The organism is Streptomyces daghestanicus (genome assembly GCF_020521275.1).
GTDB lineage: Bacteria > Actinomycetota > Actinomycetes > Streptomycetales > Streptomycetaceae > Streptomyces > Streptomyces griseoviridis.
This window is the reverse complement of sequence record NZ_BNDX01000016.1, coordinates 175,637-196,538: the sequence shown is the minus strand read 5'-3', so window position 1 is coordinate 196,538 and position 20,902 is coordinate 175,637. Positions and strand designations below refer to the sequence as shown.

The 20,902-nt window shown below is 72.9% G+C and carries 16 protein-coding genes and 1 rRNA gene; 7 read left to right on the top strand and 10 right to left on the bottom strand.

Going from position 1 to position 20,902, the window contains the following annotated elements:
• Window positions 1-19: 19 nt before the first annotated feature.
• Window positions 20-2,869 carry a preprotein translocase subunit SecA gene (gene secA, locus Sdagh_RS27705; RefSeq protein WP_190078451.1) on the bottom strand — a complete coding sequence of 950 codons (2,850 nt, stop codon included), beginning with the start codon at window positions 2,867-2,869 and terminating at the stop codon, window positions 20-22.
• A 288-nt stretch (window positions 2,870-3,157) separates the two neighbouring features.
• Here secA and Sdagh_RS27700 point away from each other — a divergent pair, with 288 nt between their 5' ends.
• Together Sdagh_RS27700 and Sdagh_RS27695 are read left to right on the top strand one after the other, a co-directional pair.
• Complete coding sequence (locus tag Sdagh_RS27700; RefSeq protein WP_190078452.1) at window positions 3,158-3,727, top strand: GNAT family N-acetyltransferase; 570 nt, start codon at window positions 3,158-3,160, stop codon at window positions 3,725-3,727.
• Between the two features lie 45 nt (window positions 3,728-3,772).
• Window positions 3,773-4,963, top strand: coding sequence for a winged helix-turn-helix domain-containing protein (locus Sdagh_RS27695; protein WP_190078453.1), 1,191 nt, complete (start codon window positions 3,773-3,775; stop codon window positions 4,961-4,963).
• 34 nt (window positions 4,964-4,997) lie between these two features.
• Here Sdagh_RS27695 and Sdagh_RS27690 read toward each other — a convergent pair whose 3' ends face one another.
• From Sdagh_RS27690 to mtnA, 8 genes are all read right to left on the bottom strand, one after another.
• Window positions 4,998-5,744 carry a response regulator gene (locus tag Sdagh_RS27690; RefSeq protein WP_190078454.1) on the bottom strand — a complete coding sequence of 249 codons (747 nt, stop codon included), beginning with the start codon at window positions 5,742-5,744 and terminating at the stop codon, window positions 4,998-5,000.
• A 204-nt stretch (window positions 5,745-5,948) separates the two neighbouring features.
• A complete protein-coding gene (hpf, locus tag Sdagh_RS27685) occupies window positions 5,949-6,638 on the bottom strand; it encodes a ribosome hibernation-promoting factor, HPF/YfiA family (RefSeq protein WP_226535892.1) in 690 nt (229 codons plus the stop codon).
• Window positions 6,639-6,952: 314 nt separating this feature from the next.
• Window positions 6,953-7,921, bottom strand: coding sequence for a ComF family protein (locus Sdagh_RS27680; protein WP_190078455.1), 969 nt, complete (start codon window positions 7,919-7,921; stop codon window positions 6,953-6,955).
• A gap of 148 nt (window positions 7,922-8,069) precedes the next feature.
• On the bottom strand, window positions 8,070-9,905 hold the full coding sequence (locus Sdagh_RS27675; RefSeq protein WP_190078456.1) for an LpqB family beta-propeller domain-containing protein: 1,836 nt from the start codon (window positions 9,903-9,905) through the stop codon (window positions 8,070-8,072).
• The gene (gene mtrB, locus Sdagh_RS27670) at window positions 9,895-11,970 is read right to left on the bottom strand and encodes an MtrAB system histidine kinase MtrB (RefSeq protein WP_190078457.1); all 2,076 of its coding nucleotides are present in this window, start codon (window positions 11,968-11,970) and stop codon (window positions 9,895-9,897) included. Before mtrB ends, Sdagh_RS27675 begins: the two co-directional genes overlap by 11 nt.
• Window position 11,971: 1 nt before the next feature.
• Window positions 11,972-12,661 carry a two-component system response regulator MtrA gene (gene mtrA / locus Sdagh_RS27665; RefSeq protein ID WP_003975799.1) on the bottom strand — a complete coding sequence of 230 codons (690 nt, stop codon included), beginning with the start codon at window positions 12,659-12,661 and terminating at the stop codon, window positions 11,972-11,974.
• 117 nt (window positions 12,662-12,778) lie between these two features.
• Window positions 12,779-13,162, bottom strand: coding sequence for a DUF6083 domain-containing protein (locus Sdagh_RS27660; protein ID WP_226535890.1), 384 nt, complete (start codon window positions 13,160-13,162; stop codon window positions 12,779-12,781).
• Between the two features lie 458 nt (window positions 13,163-13,620).
• The gene (gene mtnA, locus Sdagh_RS27655; RefSeq protein WP_189423202.1) at window positions 13,621-14,766 is read right to left on the bottom strand and encodes an S-methyl-5-thioribose-1-phosphate isomerase; all 1,146 of its coding nucleotides are present in this window, start codon (window positions 14,764-14,766) and stop codon (window positions 13,621-13,623) included.
• 140 nt (window positions 14,767-14,906) lie between these two features.
• Between mtnA and Sdagh_RS27650 the strand changes: the two genes are divergently transcribed.
• Genes Sdagh_RS27650 through Sdagh_RS27630 form a run of 5 tightly spaced genes read left to right on the top strand, consistent with a single transcriptional unit; the run spans window position 14,907 to window position 20,634 of the window.
• Window positions 14,907-16,301 carry a DUF7847 domain-containing protein gene (locus Sdagh_RS27650; RefSeq protein WP_189423199.1) on the top strand — a complete coding sequence of 465 codons (1,395 nt, stop codon included), beginning with the start codon at window positions 14,907-14,909 and terminating at the stop codon, window positions 16,299-16,301.
• 4 nt (window positions 16,302-16,305) lie between these two features.
• A complete protein-coding gene (locus Sdagh_RS27645; RefSeq protein WP_190078458.1) occupies window positions 16,306-17,082 on the top strand; it encodes a DUF4129 domain-containing protein in 777 nt (258 codons plus the stop codon).
• Complete coding sequence (locus Sdagh_RS27640) at window positions 17,079-18,335, top strand: DUF4350 domain-containing protein (RefSeq protein ID WP_190078459.1); 1,257 nt, start codon at window positions 17,079-17,081, stop codon at window positions 18,333-18,335. Before Sdagh_RS27645 ends, Sdagh_RS27640 begins: the two co-directional genes overlap by 4 nt.
• Window positions 18,335-19,324 carry an AAA family ATPase gene (locus tag Sdagh_RS27635; RefSeq protein ID WP_190011999.1) on the top strand — a complete coding sequence of 330 codons (990 nt, stop codon included), beginning with the start codon at window positions 18,335-18,337 and terminating at the stop codon, window positions 19,322-19,324. The genes Sdagh_RS27640 and Sdagh_RS27635 overlap by 1 nt, the downstream gene beginning before the upstream one ends.
• Entirely contained in the window at window positions 19,324-20,634 is a 1,311-nt protein-coding gene (locus Sdagh_RS27630; RefSeq protein WP_190078460.1) for a DUF58 domain-containing protein, read from the top strand. The genes Sdagh_RS27635 and Sdagh_RS27630 overlap by 1 nt, the downstream gene beginning before the upstream one ends.
• Before the next feature lie 95 nt (window positions 20,635-20,729).
• Here the strand turns inward: Sdagh_RS27630 and rrf are convergent.
• A 5S ribosomal RNA gene (gene rrf / locus Sdagh_RS27625) occupies window positions 20,730-20,846 on the bottom strand.
• Window positions 20,847-20,902: the final 56 nt, after the last annotated feature.

Below are 20,902 nucleotides of genomic sequence, written 5' to 3'. Positions count from 1 at the left end.
GCCCCGGAGACCGCCGCGGTCACTTCTTGCGGCGCCGCCCGCCCTTCGCCTGCTTGCGGCGCTCGGCGCGGGTCAGGCCGTCGCCCCCGGCACTCACCGCCTCGTCCTCGGCGCGCTCCTCGCGCTCGACGACACCGCCCTCGCCGTCCACGGTCGGCGCGGAGAGGTGGAGGTTGCGCCGCTGGGGGGCGTCCAGCCCCTTGGCGCGGATCTCGGGCCGCGAGGCACCGGCCTGGGCGGGCACCGCGTCCTGCGCGCCCTTGTCCAGGGACGGCTTCGCGTCCTCGACCGGGACCTCCTCGACCTGCTGCTCGACCTGGACCTCCAGGTTGAACAGGTAGCCGACGGACTCCTCCTTGATGCCCTCCATCATGGCGGTGAACATGTCGAAGCCCTCGCGCTGGTACTCGACCAGCGGGTCCTTCTGCGCCATGGCGCGCAGGCCGATGCCCTCCTGGAGGTAGTCCATCTCGTAGAGGTGCTCGCGCCACTTGCGGTCCAGGACGGAGAGGACGACCCGGCGCTCCAGCTCACGCATGATCTCGGAGCCGAGCTGCGCCTCCCGCGCCTCGTACTGCTCGCGGATGTCGTCCTTGACGGACTCCGCGATGTACTCCGCGGTCAGCCCGGCCCGGTCGCCGGCCGCCTCCTCCAGCTCCTCGATGGTGACCTTCACCGGGTAGAGCTGCCGGAAGGCGCCCCACAGCCGGTCCAGGTCCCAGTCCTCCGGGAAGCCGTCGGCGGTCTCCGCCTGCACGTAGGCGTCGATCGTGTCGTCCATGAAGTGCTGCACCTGCTCGTGCAGGTCCTCGCCCTCCAGGACGCGGCGGCGCTCGCCGTAGATGACCTCGCGCTGGCGGTTGAGGACCTCGTCGTACTTCAGGACGTTCTTGCGCGTCTCGAAGTTCTGCTGCTCGACCTGCGACTGGGCGGACGCGATCGCGCGGGTGACCATCTTGTTCTCGATCGGCACGTCGTCCGGCACGTTGGCCATGGACATCACGCGCTCGACCATCTGGGCCTTGAACAGGCGCATCAGGTCGTCGCCGAGGGAGAGGTAGAAGCGGGACTCGCCGGGGTCGCCCTGACGGCCGGAACGACCGCGCAGCTGGTTGTCGATGCGCCGCGACTCGTGCCGCTCGGTGCCGAGGACGTAGAGACCGCCGAGCGCCTCGACCTCCTCCTTCTCCGCCTTGACGGCCAGCTCGGCGCGCTCCAGGGCGGCGGGGAGGGCCGCGGCCCACTCCTCGATGTGCTCCTCGGGGTCGAGGCCGCGCTGGCGCAGCTCCGCCTCCGCGAGGTCCTCGGGGTTGCCGCCGAGCTTGATGTCCGTACCGCGGCCGGCCATGTTGGTGGCCACCGTGACGGCGCCCTTCCGGCCGGCCTGGGCGACGATCGTCGCCTCCCGGTCGTGCTGCTTGGCGTTGAGCACCTCGTGCTGGATGCCGCGCTTGGCGAGCTGCTGCGAGAGGTACTCGGACTTCTCGACCGAGGTGGTGCCGACCAGGATCGGCTGGCCCTTCTCGTGCTTCTCGGCGATGTCGTCGACGACCGCCTCGAACTTGGCGACCTCGGTGCGGTAGATCAGGTCCGACTGGTCCTTGCGGACCATCGGCCGGTTGGTGGGGATCGGGACCACACCGAGCTTGTAGATCTGGTGGAACTCGGCGGCCTCGGTCATCGCCGTACCGGTCATGCCGCACAGGCCGGGCAGTTCCTTGCCGTCGTGGCCGTGGCGCTTGTAGAGGCGGAAGAAGTTCTGCAGGGTGATCGTGGCGAGGGTCTGGTTCTCGTCCTTGATCTTCACCCCTTCCTTCGCCTCGATCGCCTGGTGCATGCCCTCGTTGTAGCGGCGGCCGGCGAGGATACGGCCGGTGTGCTCGTCGACGATCATGACCTCGCCGTCGATGACGACGTAGTCCTTGTCCTTCTTGAACAGTTCCTTCGCCTTGATGGCGTTGTTCAGATAACCGACGAGCGGGGTGTTGACCGACTCGTAGAGGTTGTCGATGCCCAGCCAGTCCTCGACCTTGGCGACGCCGGACTCGTGGATGGCGACCGTGCGCTTCTTCTCGTCGACCTCGTAGTCGCCGGTCTCCTCGATGCCCTTGAGGGGGTTGCCGGCCTCGCCCTTCTTCAGGCGGGTGACCAGCTTGGCGAAGTCGCCGTACCACTTGGTGGCCTGGTCGGCCGGACCGGAGATGATCAGCGGCGTACGGGCCTCGTCGACGAGGATGGAGTCGACCTCGTCGACGATGGCGAAGTTGTGACCGCGCTGGACGAGTTCGTCCTTGGACCACGCCATGTTGTCGCGCAGGTAGTCGAAGCCGAACTCGTTGTTCGTGCCGTAGGTGATGTCGCAGGCGTACATCTCGCGGCGCTGGGCCGGCGTCTGGTTGGCGAGGATGCAGCCGACCTCGAGGCCGAGGAACTTGTGGACGCGGCCCATCATCTCGGAGTCGCGCTCGGCCAGGTAGTCGTTGACCGTGACGATGTGGACGCCGTCGCCGGACAGGGCGTTGAGGTACGCGGGCAGGGTGCCGACGAGGGTCTTGCCCTCACCGGTCTTCATCTCGGCCACATACCCCATGTGCAGCGCGGCGCCGCCCATGATCTGCACGTCGTAGTGGCGCTGGCCGAGGACGCGCTTGGCGGCCTCGCGGACGGTGGCGAACGCCTCGGGCAGCAGGTCGTCGAGGCTCTCGCCGTCGGCGTAGCGCTGCTTGTACTCATCGGTGAGGGCCCGCAGCTCGGCGTCGGAGAGGTCGACGAAGTCCTCTTCGATGGAGTTGACCTGGTCCGCGATGCGGTGCAGCTTGCGCAGGATCTTGCCTTCGCCTGCACGCATGATCTTCGAGAGGACGGACACGGGGGTTGGTCTCCTTGCCGGTCGGGCCTGGGACGGTCGGTTTCCGTTGATGTGACTGAGCAACGGCCATCGTAAGCGAGGACACCGTCACGCCGGGAGGCCTGCCGCGACGACGGCCGCCCGCCTCCGGTCCGCTCCGGGTCCGCTCCGATCCGTTCTCACCCGTGACAACGTGCGGGCCCCGCGGATGGTGCCGCGCGCCGCCGGCGATGTGCGCGAAACGTGACCGGCCGCGTACGCGCGGCAAAGGCATGGCGCGCCCGCGCGCGCGGGGAGCAGAATCGGCCGATGGAACCCCACACGCTCACCACCGGCCGTCTCCTGCTGCGGACGGTCGGCCCGCGGGACGCCGACGCCGTCCTCGCCGCCTGCCAGGACCCCGACATCCAGCGCTGGACCACGGTCCCCTCCCCCTACCTGCCGGAACACGCGCGGAGTTTCACCGAGCAGGTGGTGCCGGCGGGCTGGGCGAACGGCACCATGTTCACCTTCGGCGTCTTCCTGCCCGCCGGGGACCTGACCGGCATGGTCGCGCTCACGATGATGTCCCCGGGCGTGGCGGAGATCGGCTTCTGGGGCACCGAGGAGCACCGCGGCAACGGTTACGTCACCGAGGCGTCCGTGGCCGTCGCGCGGTGGGCGTTCACCCGGCTGTCGGTCGACCGCGTGGAGTGGCGCGCCGAGGTCGGCAACGCGGCCTCCCGCTCGGTGGCGCGGCGCGCGGGTTTCACCCTGGAGGGCACCCTGCGGTCCTCGATCAACAACAAGGGCGTCCGCCGTGACGGCTGGGTCGGCTCCCTGCTCCCCTCCGACCTGGGCCTGCCGTCGACGGCCCCCTACATACCCGCCCGGCCGTAGCCCGGCCCGGTCCGTTGTCAGTGCCACCCTCTATCGTGCGGACGTATGACGAGCTTCCCGCGCCCCGCGACGGAACTGTCGGCGGACGAGGCCCGCCGCATCGCCCTGCGGGCCCAGGGTCTCCTGGGCGCCCCCGACCGCCGCGCCGGTGTCCGCGGCGTCCTGCGTCGGCTGGGCGCGGTCCAGCTGGACACCATCTCGGTCCTCGCCCGTTCCCACGAGCTGGTGCCGTACGCCCGGCTGGGCGCCACGGGCCGCGACACGGTCGAGGACGCCTACTGGAAACCCGGCCGCACCGGCGCGCCGCACGCCTTCGAGTACTGGTCGCACGCGGCCTGCATCCTCCCCATCGAGGAGTGGCCCCACTTCGCCTTCCGCCGCCGCGCCTACCGCGACCGCCCGCACTGGAATCACGAGCTGCCCGAGGGCACCTACGAGCAGGTGATCAAGCAGCTCCGCGCCGAGGGCCCGCTGACCGCCACCGAGCTGGGCGGCGCCAAGCGGACCAGCGAGTGGTGGGACTGGTCGAGCACCAAGGTCGCCGTGGAGCGGGCGCTGATGTACGGGGAGGTGGTGTGCGTCGAGCGGCGCGGCTGGAAGCGGGTCTACGACCTGGCCGAGCGCGCCGTCCCGGAGGCGCTGCTGCACGACCGGCTGGACGACACCGAGTGCCTGCGCCGCCTGGTCCGCCTGGCCGGCCGGGCGCTGGGGGTCGGCACCCGCGCGGACCTCGCCGACTACCACCGCCTCAAGGCCGAGCAGGTCGACGCGGTGATCGCCGACTCGGGTCTGGTGCCGGTGACGGTGGCGGGCTGGGGCCGGCCGGCCTGGGCCGACCCGGCCGCGCTGGAGACACCGCCGCGCGGCCGTCACCGCACGACACTGCTGTCCCCCTTCGACTCGCTGGTCTGGGAGCGGGCGCGCACGGAGCGGATCTTCGGCTTCACCCACCGTCTGGAGGCGTACGTCCCCCGGCCGAAGCGGGTGCACGGGTACTACGCGATGCCCGTCCTCGCCGGCGGCCGGCTGGTCGGCCGGGTGGACCCGGGGCGGGAGGGCCGCACGCTGGTGGCCCGGCAGGTCACGCTGGACGGCCCCAAGGCGGTCCCGGCGGTGGCCCAGGCGCTGGTGGAGGCGGCGAGCTGGGTGGACTGCACGGACGTACGAGTGGAGCGGGTGGACGCCCCGGAGATGCGGGCGCTCCTGGCCGGGGAACTGGCCCGGCTGCTGGCCTGAGCCGCCCGGCGGCGGGCGCCGGCCGCAGCGTCGGTCAGCGGATCTCGAGGATCTTCTCCCGCATCGCGTAGACCACCGCTTCCATCCGGGAGTGCAGTTGCAGCTTCTCCAGGATGTTGCGCACGTGGTTCTTCACGGTGTTCTCGGAGATGAACAGTTCCTTGGCGATGTCGCGGTTGTTCATCCCCGTGGCGACGAGCTTGAGGACTTCCAGTTCCCGGTCGGTGAGCCGGGGCGCGGGCACCAGCTGGCGCTCGTCGGTCCGCTGGATCATCGACTTGAACTCGGTGAGCAGCTTGGACGCCATGGACGGGCTGATCTGCGACTGGCCGTCGGCCACCGCGCGGATGGCGGTGGCCACCTCGTCCGTGGAGATCTCCTTGAGGAGGTAACCGGTCGCGCCCGCCTTGATCGCGTCGTAGAGGTCGGCTTCCTCGTCGCTTATCGTCAGCATGATGATCTTGGCGCTGGGGGCGACCTCCTTGATGGAGGTGCACGCCTCGATACCGCCCCGCCTGGGCATCCGCACATCCATCAGCACGATGTCGGGGAGCAGGTCCGCGGCCTTCTCGACGGCCTCGGCGCCGTCCCCGGCCTCGCCGACGACCTGGATGTCCTCCTCGGCGGCGAGCACGATCTCCAGGCCGCGGCGGAACAGGGCGTGATCGTCCACGACCAGGACTCTGATCGGCTCCGTGCGTGAAGTGCCCGCCTCCGGGCCCATGCCGACGACGCCGCCATGGGCATCCCCGTCCCGCATCGGTCCGAAGCTGTCCGCCATCGTTCCTCCCCTGAAGGCTGTGGCCATGGAACCCGGCCAGCGCCAACCCAAGGCAACGACCCACCTGTTGGGCCGTTGCGGCCATGATTCCATGCTCGGCCGACATCGAGATGACGGCGCGGGGCGCGAACGGGGTCGCACACCGGTGCCCCTGGGGGCGCACACGCGCTCCAGGGGCACCGGCCATGCCGTGCGCGGGCCCGGTCAGCCGCCGAGCGCGCCCCCCGCGTCGGGAGAGGGCGTCTGGGTGACCATGGTGTCCGTCTGGAGGTGGATCACGCCGTAGTCGTACGCGTGCCGCCGGTAGACGACACTGGGCTCCTTGGTCTCGGCGTCGACGAAGAGGTAGAAGTCGTGCCCGACCAGCTCCATCTCGTAGAGCGCCTGGTCGAGGCTCATCGGGGCGGCCACGTGCGTCTTCTCGCGCACGACGAGCGGCCCGTCGCCCTGCACCTCCAGCGAGCCGACCTTCTTGGTGGGCACGCCGTCCTGGTCGTGGTCCCCCGCGGCGCCGTTTCCGTTGAGCGTCGCCACGCCCGGGACGTGGTTCGGGACCTCGGCGGCCGAGATGCGGCGCGCTCCGCGCCGCGAGTACCGCTTGTCGTGCTGCTTGCGCAGCCGGGCGTCGAGCTTCTCCGCCGCGAGGTCGAGCGCCGCGTACGGGTCGCTCGCCGCCGCCTCCGCCCGGATCACCGGACCGCGTGAGCGGAGCGTGATCTCCACTCGGTCACAGCGGTCGGCCTGCCGGGGATTGGGCTCCTTGGACACCTCGACGTCGAGGCTGATCACCTTGCCGTCGAGCTTCTGGATCTTCTCCAGCTTCAGCTTCTCGGCCACGTGCTTCCGGAACCGCTCGGGCACCTCGGTCTTGCGGCCCTTGACGACGATGTCCACGCAGAACTCCGTTCCCGGATCACTCCGCTCGATCGCGGAGCATCTCCCTTTCGCACCAGGTTCCGGTGAACTCCGGAACCTCGGACTCGGTGACGTCCACCTCCTCCCCGGAGGGCGGGATATCCACTCCACCGGCGCGGGTGATGGTCGACGGGGACCCGCGCCGCGGCGTTCGGACAAGAGGGGTGTGGCCTGCGGCTTTCCCTCACGACCGAACATATCTCGCCCGGACGGATGTCGTCACCCTCTACTGCGGCGTACCTCCGTTCAAACGAATTGATCGGCTTATTCTCTGCAACGACGTAAGTCCTCAGTCAGTTCCGGTTTATTTCGAAAGAGTCTGGTGGTGCGGCGATCACCGCCGCCCGGATCACGCCGCGGACGGCGTCATCTCTTTCCATTCCGCCCGTCGTTCCCGGCCCGGCGGGCGCCTTGTCCGCCCTCACTTCCGTCGCTCCGGCTCTCCGTTCCTCTCTGCCTTCCCACACCGCTGCGGGATACACGGCCGTCCGCACCGTTCTGTCCGGACGGGACCCCGTCCCGCGCTCAGCCGTGACGGCCGGCGCCTCCCGCACCGCGCGCGCCGCCTCCGCGAGGGACGCCCCGGTCGTCACCAGGTCGTCCACGAGCACCACCGGACCGCCCCCGCCCAGCAGCCGCACGGCGCCGGGGACCACGGCCAGTGCCCCGGCGAGGTTGGCCGACCGCTGCCGGGAGCCGAGCCCCGACTGGTCGGCCACAACACGCCGCTGCCGCAGTACGGCGGCCACCCGGGCCGGCACCCCGGCGCGCCGCAGTTCGCCCGCCGCCGCCAGCGCGATCCGCCGCGCCGGATCGTGCCCGCGGGCCCGCACCGCCCGCCGCGCGGACGGCACCGGCACCAGCAGTACGGGCCGCGCCCCGCCCGGTCCACCCGGCACGCCGTCCACAGCCCCCGGCGTCACCCGGTCCACCGCCCCGCACCGGGCCCCCGCTGCCGCCCCCTCCGCATGCCCCAGCGCCGCCCGCACCGCGCCCGCCAGGGACGCGCCGAGCGGCCCCGCCAGTGCGAGCGCGCCGCGCTCCTTGTGGGCGAGCAGCACCGCCCGTACTTCGTCGGCGTACGCCGCCGCCGCGTACACCACCGGCAGCCCGGCCGGCTCCGGCACCGGCCGCACCCGGCGCGGCCCGTCCCCGTCGAGAGCGGCCCGGCACGTCCGGCACAGCACCGAGCGCGGCCTGCCGCATCCCCCGCACTCGGTCGGCAGCACCAGGTCGGTGAGGTCCTGCCACCAGCCCCGCACGGCCACCACTGTGCCGGTCCGCGCACGGTCCTGCCGGGCCCTGTGGACAGAGCGGGCCTGTGGAGAACCCGCCCTCCCCCGGGCCGGCCGCCTGTGGAGAACCGCCCGGCGCCCCGGCCCGCGCGGGCCGCCGACGAGGGCCGCCGCCTCACCCCGGATAGACCGGCGCCATCCCCGTGCTGACCTTCTGCCACTGCGTCCCGGACGGCAGCCGTACGATCCCGTCCTCCGAGTACGCCACCAGCGGCACCCGGTCGTCCTCGGACGCGGCGATGTCCTTGACGCCGGTGAGCGCGGCCGGCACCGCGGCCTCCGGCGCGGAGCCGTCGACCTGGACGTAGCCGACCTGCTGCACGCCCCCGCGTTCGCGGCCGACGACGACCAGGCGGCTGTCACCGGCCCAGGACATCGCCGTGACCTCCTCCAGCTCGGGCGTCGCCGACCGCAGGTCCCGTACCGCCGGCGGGTCGCCGGCCTTCGCGCCCCGATCGATCCGCCCGATGAGCAGCGACCGGTCGCCGTCCTTCTCCACGATCAGCGCGATCCGCACCCCGTCGGCGGCCACCCGCACCGCCTGGACCCGCCCGTCCAGTCCCGGCGTACCCACCTGGACCGGCTCCCCGGACCCCTCCCGCAGCACCAGCAGCCGCGGATCGTCGGGATTCCGGTCGGCGATCCACAGGTCGCCCCGGGTGTCCCAGCTCGGCGGCGTCAGCCGCTCCTCCTCCGTGGCACCCTCGCTGACCAGCACCGGGTCTCCGAGCGAACCGCTCGACACCAGCGACCCGACGTACAGCGACCTGGCGTCGAGGCCGACCCCGGCGGCGGTGTGCTCGTCGCGCGAGACCGCCACCGACCGCAGCGCCGTGCCGCCCTCGCCCAGTGCCCCGGGGACGGGCTCCACGGCCGTGGAGCTGCCTCCGGAGGGCAGCCGTACCAGCCGCTTCTTCCCGTCCACGAAGTACAGGTAGTCCGGGCGCTCGGCCGAGCCGCGGGTCGCGATCGCCTCGGCCCCGTCGTCGGTGAGCGTGCACAGCCGCTCGCCGCCGGAGCGCAGTTCGACCTCGTCCACGGCGGGCGTGAGGCTCTGGAGCGTGTAGAGCAACTGGGCCGCCATCTCGGCGCACCCCTGTGCACCGGCGCGAGCGGCCCGGCCGTTCAACGGCACCGTCAGCTTGCTGTGTTCGTCGGGGGTCAGGGACGTGGTGTGCTTCGCCAGGGCCGTGCCGGCGGGGAAGCTCGACCTGACGGCGGGCCCGAGCAGGCTCGTCGGACCGTCGATGAGGGAACGCACGGCCTGTGCCAGGGGTTCCACGCGCCGCCGCACATAGACCGGGTCGGCGACGGCGGTGGCTTCCGCCGCCCCGTCGGCCGCCTCGGCCGCGCCGCCGTCCGAGGCGAAGTAGTACTTGTTGACGGACACGTAGTTGCGCTGGAAGTCCGACTTGCCCATGACGACGCCGTTCGGCGGGGCGTCGATGCGCCACTGCCCCGTCTCGCTGTTCCGCGTCAGGTGCACCGGCTGCTGGTACTCCCCCTCGGCGGGCTCGTAGGACTGCTGCGCGTCCACGGTGGCGACCTTGGTGCCGGTGAGGGTGACGGAGTAGTCGCCGGCCTCGTCACGGCCGCGCGCGGGGTCGACCACCGTGCCCGGCCCGCCCGCGAGCACCGTCGTGGACCGCTCCGGACGCCACTTCTCGGCCGCCTTGGCGGTCAGGTACTTGCGGGCCGTCTCGTAGTCCGGGTCGTCGCTGGTCAGCGCCTCCAGGAAGCCCTGCACGACGTCCGTGGCGGAGGCGTCCTTCGCGGGCGGCATCGCGAACACCCGCACCTGCGTGTCCTGCCGCGGCGTCGACGCCACGTCCCGCAGGTCCCCGCGGTCGGGCATCGACGCGCACCCGGCCAGCAGTACGACACCGCAGGCGGCGTACGCCACCGCGCGCACCGGCCGCACCCGGTGGCCCCCCTCGCGGTCAGTGCCCACGCCTGCCCTCCCCTTGCCTGTTCACGTCCTCGGGCCCGCCGGCCGTACGGCCCGTCCCCGCGCCGGGCTGATCGTCCTGCCGGGCGCCCGGCACCGGCCGGGGCACCACCCGCGCGCCGCTCGTGGGCAGCGCCGTCGGATCGGCCGTGGGAGCCGCCGTACCCGGCCGGGCCGGTATGGCGTCCCGGGCCGTGGCGGCGGCCGTCTGCGCCGGTACGGTGACCGCCCGGTCCGCGCCCTCGGCGCGCCCCGTGCCGTCCCCGCGCAGCGCGGCCCGTGCCGGGCCGGTCCCGCCGGGTCCGCGGTTGCGCCGTGAGTCACCGGGTTCCAGCGGGATCGGCGACCCCCGCAACGGCTCGTCGGCGGTCCTGGGCAGCGTCAGCCGGAACTGCGACCCGCCGCCCGGCTCGCCCCACGCCTGGAGCCAGCCGCCGTGCAGCCGCGCGTCCTCCAGGGCGATGGACAGCCCGAGGCCGGTGCCGCCGGTGGTACGCGCGCGTGCCGGGTCCGCCCGCCAGAAACGGCTGAAGACGCGGGTCGCCTCGCCGGGCTTGAGTCCGACGCCGTAGTCGCGGACCGCCACCGCCACGGCCCCGCCCGCGGCGGCGAGCCTCACCACCACGTCCCTGCCCTCGCCGTGTTCGACGGCGTTGACCACGAGGTTGCGCAGCACCCGCTCCACCCGCCGGCCGTCGGCCTCGGCGACGACGGGCTGCTGATCACCGACCACGCGGATCCGCGTCCCCTTGCGCTCCGCCAGCGGCTCGGCCCCGCTGACCACCCGCCGCACGACCTCCCGGAGGTCGATCGGCTCCGCCTCCAGCGCCGCGGCGCCCGCGTCGAACCGGCTGATCTCCAGGAGATCCGCGAGCAGCGTCTCGAACCGGTCCAGCTGGTCGGCGAGCAGTTCCGCCGACCGCGCGGTCACCGGATCGAAGTCCACGCGCGCGTCGTGGATGACGTCGGCCGCCATCCGTACGGTCGTCAGCGGCGTCCGCAGCTCGTGCGACACGTCGGACACGAACCGCCGCTGCATCCGCGACAGGTCCTCCAGCTGGCTGATCTTCTGCTGGAGGTTCTGCGCCATCTTGTTGAAGGCCTCGCCGAGCCGCGCGATGTCGTCCTCGCCGGTGACCTTCATCCGTTCCTGGAGCTTCCCGGCGGACAGCCGCTCGGCGATGCTCGCCGCCATCCGTACGGGCGTCACCACCTGCCGCACGACCAGCCAGGCGATCGCCCCGAGCAGCACGACGACGAACAGCCCCGCCGTCGCCAGGGTGCCCTTGACCAGGCTCAGCGACTTCTCCTCCTGCGTCAGCGGGAAGAGGTAGTACAGCTGGTACGGGGCACCGTTGGGGTCGTTGACCTGCTTGCCGATGACCAGCGCGGGCTGGGACTCCTGGGCGGAGTTGTAGACGATGCGGGTGTAGCTCTGCGCGGCGACCGTACTGGCGTCGACCCGCTCGCGCAGTTCCTCCGGCACGCTGGACGACGGGTCGACCAGACCGGAGGCACGCGGTCCGCGTCCGCCGCCGCTCTCGCCGCCCACCGGCAGCGTGACCACGTCGAAGGCGCCCTGGCCACCGCTGGAGAGCGACTTCACCAGGTCGCTCATCCACTGGATGACGTTCTGCGCGGGCCGCCCGTCCGTCGCGGTGACGTCGTCGCCCGTCACGGTCGCCGACTCCTCGGCCTTCTGCTTGGCCACCGCGAACCCGCCGGTGGCCTGCGACTGCGAGGCCCTGACCTTCGCGTCCAGCAGGCCGTTGCGGACCTGCCCGATGACGACGAAACCGAGCAGCAGGACCACGCCCAGCGACATCAGCAGGGTGGTGACGACGACCTTGAGCTGGATGTTGCGCCGCCACAGCCGCATCACGGGCAGCAGCGGCCGCCGTACCCAGCGCATGAACAGACGGAGCACGGGACTGCCCTGCACACCGCCGTGCAGCAGCCCGTCCTCCAGCAGGCGTCCCCACCGGGAGCGCGCCGGTTCCCGGCCGACAGGCCGCCCGGCGGGCTCCCCGGACCGTCCGGGCGCCGAAGCGGCACTGTCCCCGGACATGTCAGCTCGGCCCCGCCTTGTAACCGACGCCCCGGACGGTCACCACGATCTCCGGCTTCTCGGGGTCCTTCTCGACCTTGCTGCGCAGCCGCTGCACATGCACGTTGACCAGCCGGGTGTCCGCCGCGTGCCGGTAGCCCCACACCTGCTCCAGGAGCACCTCGCGGGTGAACACCTGCCACGGCTTGCGGGCCAGCGCCACCAGCAGGTCGAACTCCAGCGGCGTCAGCGCGATCGACTGCCCGTCCCGCTTCACGGAGTGCCCGGCCACATCGATGACCAGGTCACCTATGGCGAGCTGCTCCGGCGCCGGCTCCTCCGACCTGCGCAGCCGTGCCCGGATACGGGCCACCAGCTCCTTGGGCTTGAACGGCTTCACGATGTAGTCGTCGGCCCCGGACTCCAGGCCCACGACCACGTCGACGGTGTCGCTCTTGGCCGTCAGCATCACGATCGGCACCCCGGACTCCGCCCTGATCAGACGGCACACCTCGATACCGTCCCGGCCCGGCAGCATCAGATCCAGCAGCACCAGGTCGGGCTTGGTCTCCCGGAAGGCGGCCAGCGCCTTGTCGCCGTCGGCTACGAAAGACGGCTCAAAACCCTCACCACGCAGCACAATGCCGAGCATCTCGGCCAGTGCGGTGTCGTCGTCGACGACAAGGACTCGTCCCTTCATAAACGACATCATCCCATTCTCATAACGGACACAGAGGCGCAGGTGAGGCAGGTCACTGCCCTGTGACCCTAGTGGCAGGGAACCGTCACTGTCTGCCCCCGTCCCCGGCGCCGCGGTCAGGGCCGGATCTCAGGCGTCCGCCGCCCGCCCGGCCGGACACAGGAACGCGTGTGCGGGCAGGACGGGGTCGCGCGGCAGCGGATCGACGACGCGGATGTGCACGGCGAGGACGACCGGGGCGCGCGGTGCCGGCGCCTTGATCAACCGCCAGCGGTACCGCTGCGGGACCTCTTCGGCCGGCAGCTCCACGGTCGCCAGATCCACCCACCGCTCGTAGTACGTCGGATACCTGCGCACCACCCCGCGGCACGCACGGCACCTCGGCGGCCCGTTCCCCGCCGGGTCCTGCGGCGGGGCCGTCGCCCCCTCGACCGTCGCGAGACCGTTGGCGAGCCGCTGCCAGCACTCCTCGCACATCTCGGCCATGAGGTCGACATGACCGCGACTGCGCACGGTGGGGTCCCACCGCCGGCAGAGCCGGCACAGGCATCGATCACTCACGACCGCCATACGCCGATGGTGAATGCCCCGACCGCCCTCCGACAGAGCGCCAACCGGCCTTACCGCCCTTTTCGGACAAGACAGCCCCCTACGTATCCGCCCCTCTCATCTCACCCGCGCCACCCCCACCACGGCGACGACCGCCCCAGCGCGACCGCACGGCATCACCAGCCACCCCGGAACCACACGGCATCACAGCCACCCCGGAACCACGCGGCCCCCACGACCTCGCGCACCGTCACCGCCGCCGAGCCACGCGGCCACGCGGAACGCACCGCCCCCCCCTCCCGGAGCTACGCGGCCACGTGGCCATACGGAACGTCCCCGCCCCGAGCCACGCGGCCGCAGCCGCAGCCGCAGCCCGCCGGGCGACCAGCCGCCACCCGCCCCGCGGCCGCGGCCGCCTCCTCTCAGCCGGCCGCGCCCCGGCGCGGCGCTCCCGCGCCGAGCCCGGCCAGCGCTTGCGCCGTCACGGGCGAGACCACGCCTTCCTCGGTGACGATCGCCGTCACCAGCTCGGGCGGCGTCACGTCGAACGCCGGGTTGTACGCCTGCGTGCCCAGCGGCGCGATCGGCACCCCGCCGCCCGCACCCGTCACGGGAACCTGGGGCACCGAGATCTCGGTCACCTCGTACCCGGGCCGCTGCTCGACCTCGATGGCCGCCCCGTCCGGGGTGTCCGGGTCCAGTGTCGTCACCGGGGCCACCACGATGAACGGCACGTGGTGGTACCGGGCGAGCACCGCCAGCGGATAGCTGCCCACCTTGTTCGCCACCGACCCGTCGGCCGCGATCCGGTCCGCCCCGATCAGCACCGCGTCCACCTCACCGGCCGCGAACAGCGACCCGGCCGCGTTGTCGGCGAGCAGGGTGTACGCCATCCCGTTGCGGGCCGCCTCGTACGCCGTGAGCCGGGCGCCCTGCAGCAGCGGACGCGTCTCGTCCACCCAGAGCCGCCGCAACCGTCCCGCCCGGTGCGCCGCGAGCGCCACCGCGAACGCCGTCCCCTCCCCGCCGGACACCAGCGACCCGGTGTTGCAGTGGGTGAGGACGCGGTGCCCGCCGCCGGGGAGCAGTTCGTCCAGCAGTGCCAGCCCGTGCGCCGCCATCCGGGCGCTGGCCTCGGCGTCCTCCCGGTGCAGTGCCCGCGCCGCGGCCAGCGCCGCCTCGGCGGCCCGCGGTGCCCCGCCGCCGTCGGCGAGCGCGGCCCGATAGGCGGCGTGCGCCCGGCGCACGCCGACGGCGAGGTTCACCGCGGTGGGACGGGCACCCGCCAGCGCGTTCGCGGCGTCGTCCACGTCGTAGCCGCGTACGGCGGCGAGCGCGACGCCGTACGCGCCCGCGATGCCGAGCAACGGTGCCCCGCGCACGGCCAGCGAGCGGATCGCCTCCACGAGCGCGGGCGCGTCCGTGCAGACCAGTTCGACCTCCTCGGCCGGCAGCCTCGTCTGGTCCAGGAGGACCAGGACCGGTCCTTCGGGGGGTTCCTCCCAGCGGAGGGCCGGTATGTCCGTCGGCCGCTTGTCCTCGCCGGTCTGCGCGTACTGATCAGCCATGCGTTCAGTCTGCCCCGTGTCCACCGGACAATTGAAGGTGCGCAGCACCTACCGCGGCCGGTCACCGTCCGACCACCCCATGGCACGATGGCTGCCAACCTGCCGCCGCGACCGCGGACGGGCACCGTGAAGGAGCGACGATGAACGACACTCCGGGCTGGGCCACGCCCGGATCCGCCCCGTCCGACGGGCAGCGGCCCGGCGCGTCCGGCCCCGCCGACCGCCCCGGCACCGACCAGCCGGCGGACCGGCCAGGCGCGGATCCGGCAGACCCCGGCGCGAAGTGGTCCAAGGAGCAGCCGCCCCCCGGCCAGTGGTCCGCGCCCACCGGCCCCGCGGGCCCCGGCCAGGCCCCGCCGCCCCCGCCTCCGCCCGGCCCCGGCTGGGGCACCCCGCCTCCCGGCGGCGGCCCCCAGGGCCCAGGCGGCCCCGGCGGCTGGGGCACCGGCCCGGCAGGTCCGGGCGGACCCGGTCACGGCGGCCCCGGAGGTCCCCGCGGCTACGGCGGCCCCGGGGGATACGGCGGCTGGGGCGCCGGCTGGGGCGGCCCCCCGCCCGCCGCCAAGCCCGGTGTGATCCCGCTGCGCCCGCTCGGCATCGGCGAGATCCTCGACGGCGCGGTCTCGACCATGCGCTCCTACTGGCGCACCGTCCTCGGCATCTCGCTCACCGTCGCGGTGGTCACGGAGATCATCGTCGTCCTCCTCCAGGGCCTCGTCCTGGACTCGAGCACCGACGCCCTCAGCGACCCCAGCGCGACCCTCAGCGAGCTGGGCGACGCCATGGCGAGCACCATGATCAGCTCGGGTGTCGTCTTCGTGGTCTCCCTGGTCGGCACGGTCATGGCGACCGCCCTGCTCACGACCGTCACCAGCCGTGCCGTCCTCGGCCGGCCGGTGACCACCTCGGAGGCGTGGCGGGACGCCCGCCCCCAGGTGCTGAGACTCTTCGGCCTGATCCTCCTGCTGCTGCTCATCGCCGTCGGCATCGTCGCGGTCGGCGCCCTGCCCGGCATCGTCGTCGCCGTCACGGCGGGCGGCGGAGCGGCCGTCGCGCTCACCGTCCTCGGCATCCTGGGCGCGGGCGTCGTCGCCGCGTGGCTCATGAACCGCTTCTCCCTGGCCTCTCCCGCGCTGATGCTGGAGAAGCAGGGCATCGTGAAGGCGATGAGCCGCTCCACCAAGCTCGTCCAGGGCTCCTGGTGGCGGGTCTTCGGCATCCAGCTGCTGGCCACGATCATCGCGAACGTCGTCGCGTCGATCGTCGTCATCCCCTTCACGTTCCTCGCCGCGGCCCTCAGCGGCGGCGGAGTCAGCGGCCTGGTCGACGCCGGCGGTGACCTGGGCTGGACCTTCCTGATCATCAGCGGCGTCGGCTCGGTGATCGGCTCCATGATCACCTTCCCGATCACCGCGGGCGTCACCGTGCTCCTCTACATCGACCAGCGCATCCGCCGCGAGGCCCTCGACCTCGAACTGGCCCGCGCCGCCGGCGTCCAGGGCTACGGCGCCCCCGGCGCGACCCCGGGGAGCTGATGCGGTGAGAGGCACGGGGGGAGTGCTCTGCGAGGCGCTGCCGCACACCGCCGTACGGTCACTGCTGCGCGCCGGGCACCACCTGGCACCGGTGCTGGCGGACTCCGGCGAGGAGCCGCCGCTGACGACCCCGCGCGACCCCGCCCGGGAGGCGGCCCGGCGCGAACTGACCAAGGGGATGTACCACGAGAACGACCCCAGCTGGTACCAGCGTGCCCTGAACGCCTTCTGGGACTGGATCGCCGACCTGTTCGGCGCCGCCGCCACGGCGACTCCCGGAGGCACGCTCGGCCTGGTCGTCGTCATCGTCGCCGTCGTGCTGGTCGTCGCCGCGCTCTGGTGGCGGCTGGGCGCCCCCCGCCGGGACCCCGCCACCGCCGCCGCCCTGTTCGACGACCGCCCCCGCAGCGCCGCCGAGCACCGCTCGGCGGCGGAGGCGCACGCCGCCCAGGGCCACTGGAACCAGGCCGTCCAGGAACGCATGCGCGCCATCGTCCGGGCCCTGGAGGAACGCGCTCTCCTCGACCTCCGTCCCGGCCGCACCGCCGACGAGGCGGCCATCGAGGCCAGCCGCGCCCTCCCCGCCCACGGCGACCGGCTGCGCGCCGCGGCCCGCGACTTCGACGACGTCACATACGGCGGCCGGACGGCGACCGGGGAGTCGTACCGGCGCGTCGCCGGCCTCGACCGCGACCTGGACCGCACCAGGCCCGTGACGACGGCGAGCAGCATCGCGGCGGCCGGCGCGGACGACCACACCCGCCAGGGAGCCGCCGGATGACCACCGAGGCCACGCTCCCGTCCACCTCGGTCTCCCCCACCGTCCGCCGGCTGTGGTCCCGCACGCGCGGCATCGCCCTCGCGCTGCTGCTGCTCCTCGCGGGAGCCGTCGCGATCGCCGTCGTCCGCTCGGACGCCCGGCACGGCGAACTCGACCCGCGCTCGGCCGACCCCTACGGCAGCCGGGCCGTCGCCGAACTCCTCGCCGACCGCGGGGTGTCCACCCGCGTGGTCACCACCCTGGCCGAGGCCCGCGCCGCGACCGGTCCCGACGCCACCCTTCTGGTCGCCGTCCCCGATCTCCTGACGGAGCCCCAGCAGCGCCGCCTGCACGCGGCCACCTCCGGCTCCGGCGGACGCACCGTCCTCGTGGCACCCGGCAGCGCCTCCGTCGAGGGCCTCGCCCCCGGCGTCATCGCCGACCCCGCGATCAGCGCCGACTCCACTCTCTCCCCCGGCTGCGCCCTCCCCGCCGCCCGGCGCGCGGGCACCGCCGACACCGGCGGCCTGCGCTACACCGCCCTCCGCCCCGACGCCGACGCCTGCTACCGCAGCCAGCGCCTGGCCACCTTGCTGCGCATCCCGGAGGCGCCCGGCGAGCCTTCCGCGGAACGCCCCGGAACGCCGTCCGCGCAGACCCCGACGGGCGACACGATCGTCCTCGGCGCCCCCGACATCCTCCTCAACAACCGCCTCGACGAGCACGGCAACGCCTCGCTCGCCCTCCAACTCCTCGGTTCCCGCCCGCATCTGGTCTGGTACCTCCCCTCGCTCTCCGACACCGCCACGACGGACGACGGCCAACGCACCCTCTTCGACCTGCTCCCCTCCGGCTGGCTCTGGGGCACCCTGCAGCTCTTCGTCGCCGCAGCCGTCACCGCCCTGTGGAGGGCACGCCGACTCGGCCCCCTGGTGCCCGAGAACCTCCCCGTGGCCGTCCGCGCCTCCGAGACCGTCGAAGGCCGCGCCCGCCTCTACCGCAAGGCGAACGCCCGCGACCGCGCGGCCGCCGCTCTCCGCTCCACCACTCGCACGCGCCTCGCCCCCGTGGTCGGCATCCCCGTACCCCAGGCCCACACGCCCGAGGCCCTGCTCCCCGCCCTGTCCGCCCGCCTCCACGACGCTTCCGGCGGACACGAGACCGGACAGTCCCTGCACACCCTCCTCTTCGGCCCGCCGCCCGGCGACGACGCGGCCCTCGTCTCCCTCGCCGATCACCTCGATCAACTCGAAAGGCAGGTACGCCGTCCATGATGGACCCGACCACTGACAACGCCGGGCCGGCCGGGGGCCCGGGCGGCGCCCGCGCGTCGCTGGAGGCCCTGCGCGCCGAGATCGCCAAGGCCGTGGTCGGCCAGGACGCCGCCGTGACCGGCCTCGTCGTGGCCCTGCTCTGCCGCGGCCACGTCCTCCTCGAAGGCGTCCCCGGAGTCGCCAAGACCCTCCTCGTCCGCGCCCTCGCCGCCGGCCTCCGGCTGGAGACGAAGCGCGTGCAGTTCACCCCCGACCTGATGCCGAGCGACGTCACCGGCTCCCTCGTCTACGACGCCCGCACCGCCGAGTTCTCCTTCCAGCCCGGCCCGGTCTTCACCCACCTCCTGCTCGCCGACGAGATCAACCGCACCCCGCCGAAGACCCAGTCCTCCCTCCTGGAGGCGATGGAGGAACGCCAGGTCACCGTCGACGGCACCCCCCGCCCCCTCCCCGAGCCCTTCCTGGTCGCCGCCACCCAGAACCCGGTCGAGTACGAGGGCACCTACCCTCTCCCCGAGGCCCAGCTGGACCGTTTCCTCCTGAAACTGACGGTCCCCCTCCCCAGCCGCCAAGACGAGATCGACGTCCTCACCCGCCACGCCGCGGGCTTCGACCCGCGCGACCTGCACGCCGCCGGCCTCCGCCCGGTCGCGAGCGCCGCCGACATAGAAGCGGCCCGCTCCGCCGTCGCCAGGACCACCGTCTCCTCCGAGATCACGGCCTACGTCGTCGACATCTGCCGCGCCACCCGCGAGTCCCCGTCCCTCAACCTCGGCGTGTCCCCGCGTGGCGCCACGGCCCTCCTTTCCACGGCCCGCGCCTGGGCCTGGCTGACCGGCCGCGACTACGTCACCCCGGACGACGTGAAGGCCCTCGCCCTGCCCACCCTCCGCCACCGGGTCCAGCTCCGTCCGGAGGCCGAGATGGAGGGCGTGACCACCGACTCCGTCATCAACGCGATCCTCGCCCACGTCCCCGTTCCCCGCTGATGGCACTCACCGGACGCGCCGCGCTCCTCGCGGCCCTCGGCTCCCTCCCCGTCGGCATCTGGGCCCCCGACTGGACCGGCGTCCTCGCGGTCGACGGCGCCCTGGCCGTCGCCTGCGCCTGCGACTACGCCCTGGCCGCTCCCGTGCGCCGTCTGCGCCTCTCCCGCTCCGGAGACACCTCCGTACGCCTGGGAGAAACCGCGGACGTCACCCTCACGGTCACCAATCCTTCCCGCCGTCCCCTGCGTGCCCGCCTCCGTGACGCCTGGCCTCCCAGCAGCTGGCAGCCGGGCACGGAAGCCACGGCATCCCGCCACTCGCTGACCGTCCCGCCCGGCGAACGCCGACGCCTCATCACCCGCATCCGCCCCACTCGTCGCGGCGACCGCCGGGCCGACCGCGTCACGATCCGCTCCTACGGTCCTCTGGGCCTCGCCGCCCGCCAAGCGACGCACCAGGTCCCCTGGACGGTGCGCGTCCTCCCCCCGTTCACCAGCCGTAAGCACCTCCCCTCGAAGCTGGCCCGCCTGCGCGAACTCGACGGCCGCACCAGTGTCCTCACCCGTGGCGAAGGCACCGAATTCGACAGCCTGCGCGAGTACGTTCCCGGCGACGACACCCGTTCCATCGACTGGCGCGCCACCGCCCGCCAGACCACGGTCGCGGTACGCACCTGGCGCCCCGAACGGGACCGTCACATCCTGATCGTCCTCGACACCGGCCGCACCTCCGCCGGCCGCGTGGGCGACGCCCCCCGCCTGGATTCCGCCATGGACGCGGCCCTGCTTCTCGCCGCCCTGGCCTCCCGCGCCGGCGACCGCGTGGACCTCCTCGCCTACGACCGTCGCGTACGCGCCTCGGTCCAGGGCCGCACTTCCGTCGACCTCCTCCCCTCCCTGGTCAACGCGATGGCACCGCTGGAACCCGAACTCGTGGAGACCGACGCGCGCGGTCTGACCGCCACAGTCCTCCGTACGGCCCCCCGCCGCTCCCTGGTCGTCCTGCTGACCACGCTCGACGCGGCCCCCATCGAGGAGGGCCTGCTCCCCGTACTCCCCCAGCTCACCCAGCGTCATACGGTCCTCGTGGCCGCCGTTGCCGACCCGCACGTCGCCCGAATGTCCGCCTCTCGCGGCACCACCGACTCCGTCTACGAGGCGGCAGCCGCAGCCCAGGCCCAGGAAGAACGCGAGCGCACCGCGGACCGACTCCGCCACCACGGTGTCACTGTCGTGGATGCCACCCCGGAGGGCCTCGCACCGGTCCTCTCCGACGCCTACCTCACACTGAAGTCAGCGGGACGTCTCTAGAAAACAAAAAAGGGGCCTTCACGGCCCCTCCTTTCGCACGTCACTGAACGCAGAAAACCCCGCACCATAAGGTGCGGGGTTCCCCGACAAAAACTGTTCGGCGGTGTCCTACTCTCCCACAGGGTCCCCCCTGCAGTACCATCGGCGCTGAAAGGCTTAGCTTCCGGGTTCGGAATGTAACCGGGCGTTTCCCTAACGCTATGACCACCGAAACACTATGAAACAAACAACAACCAGCACTACATGGCTGTTCGTGGTTTCAGAACCA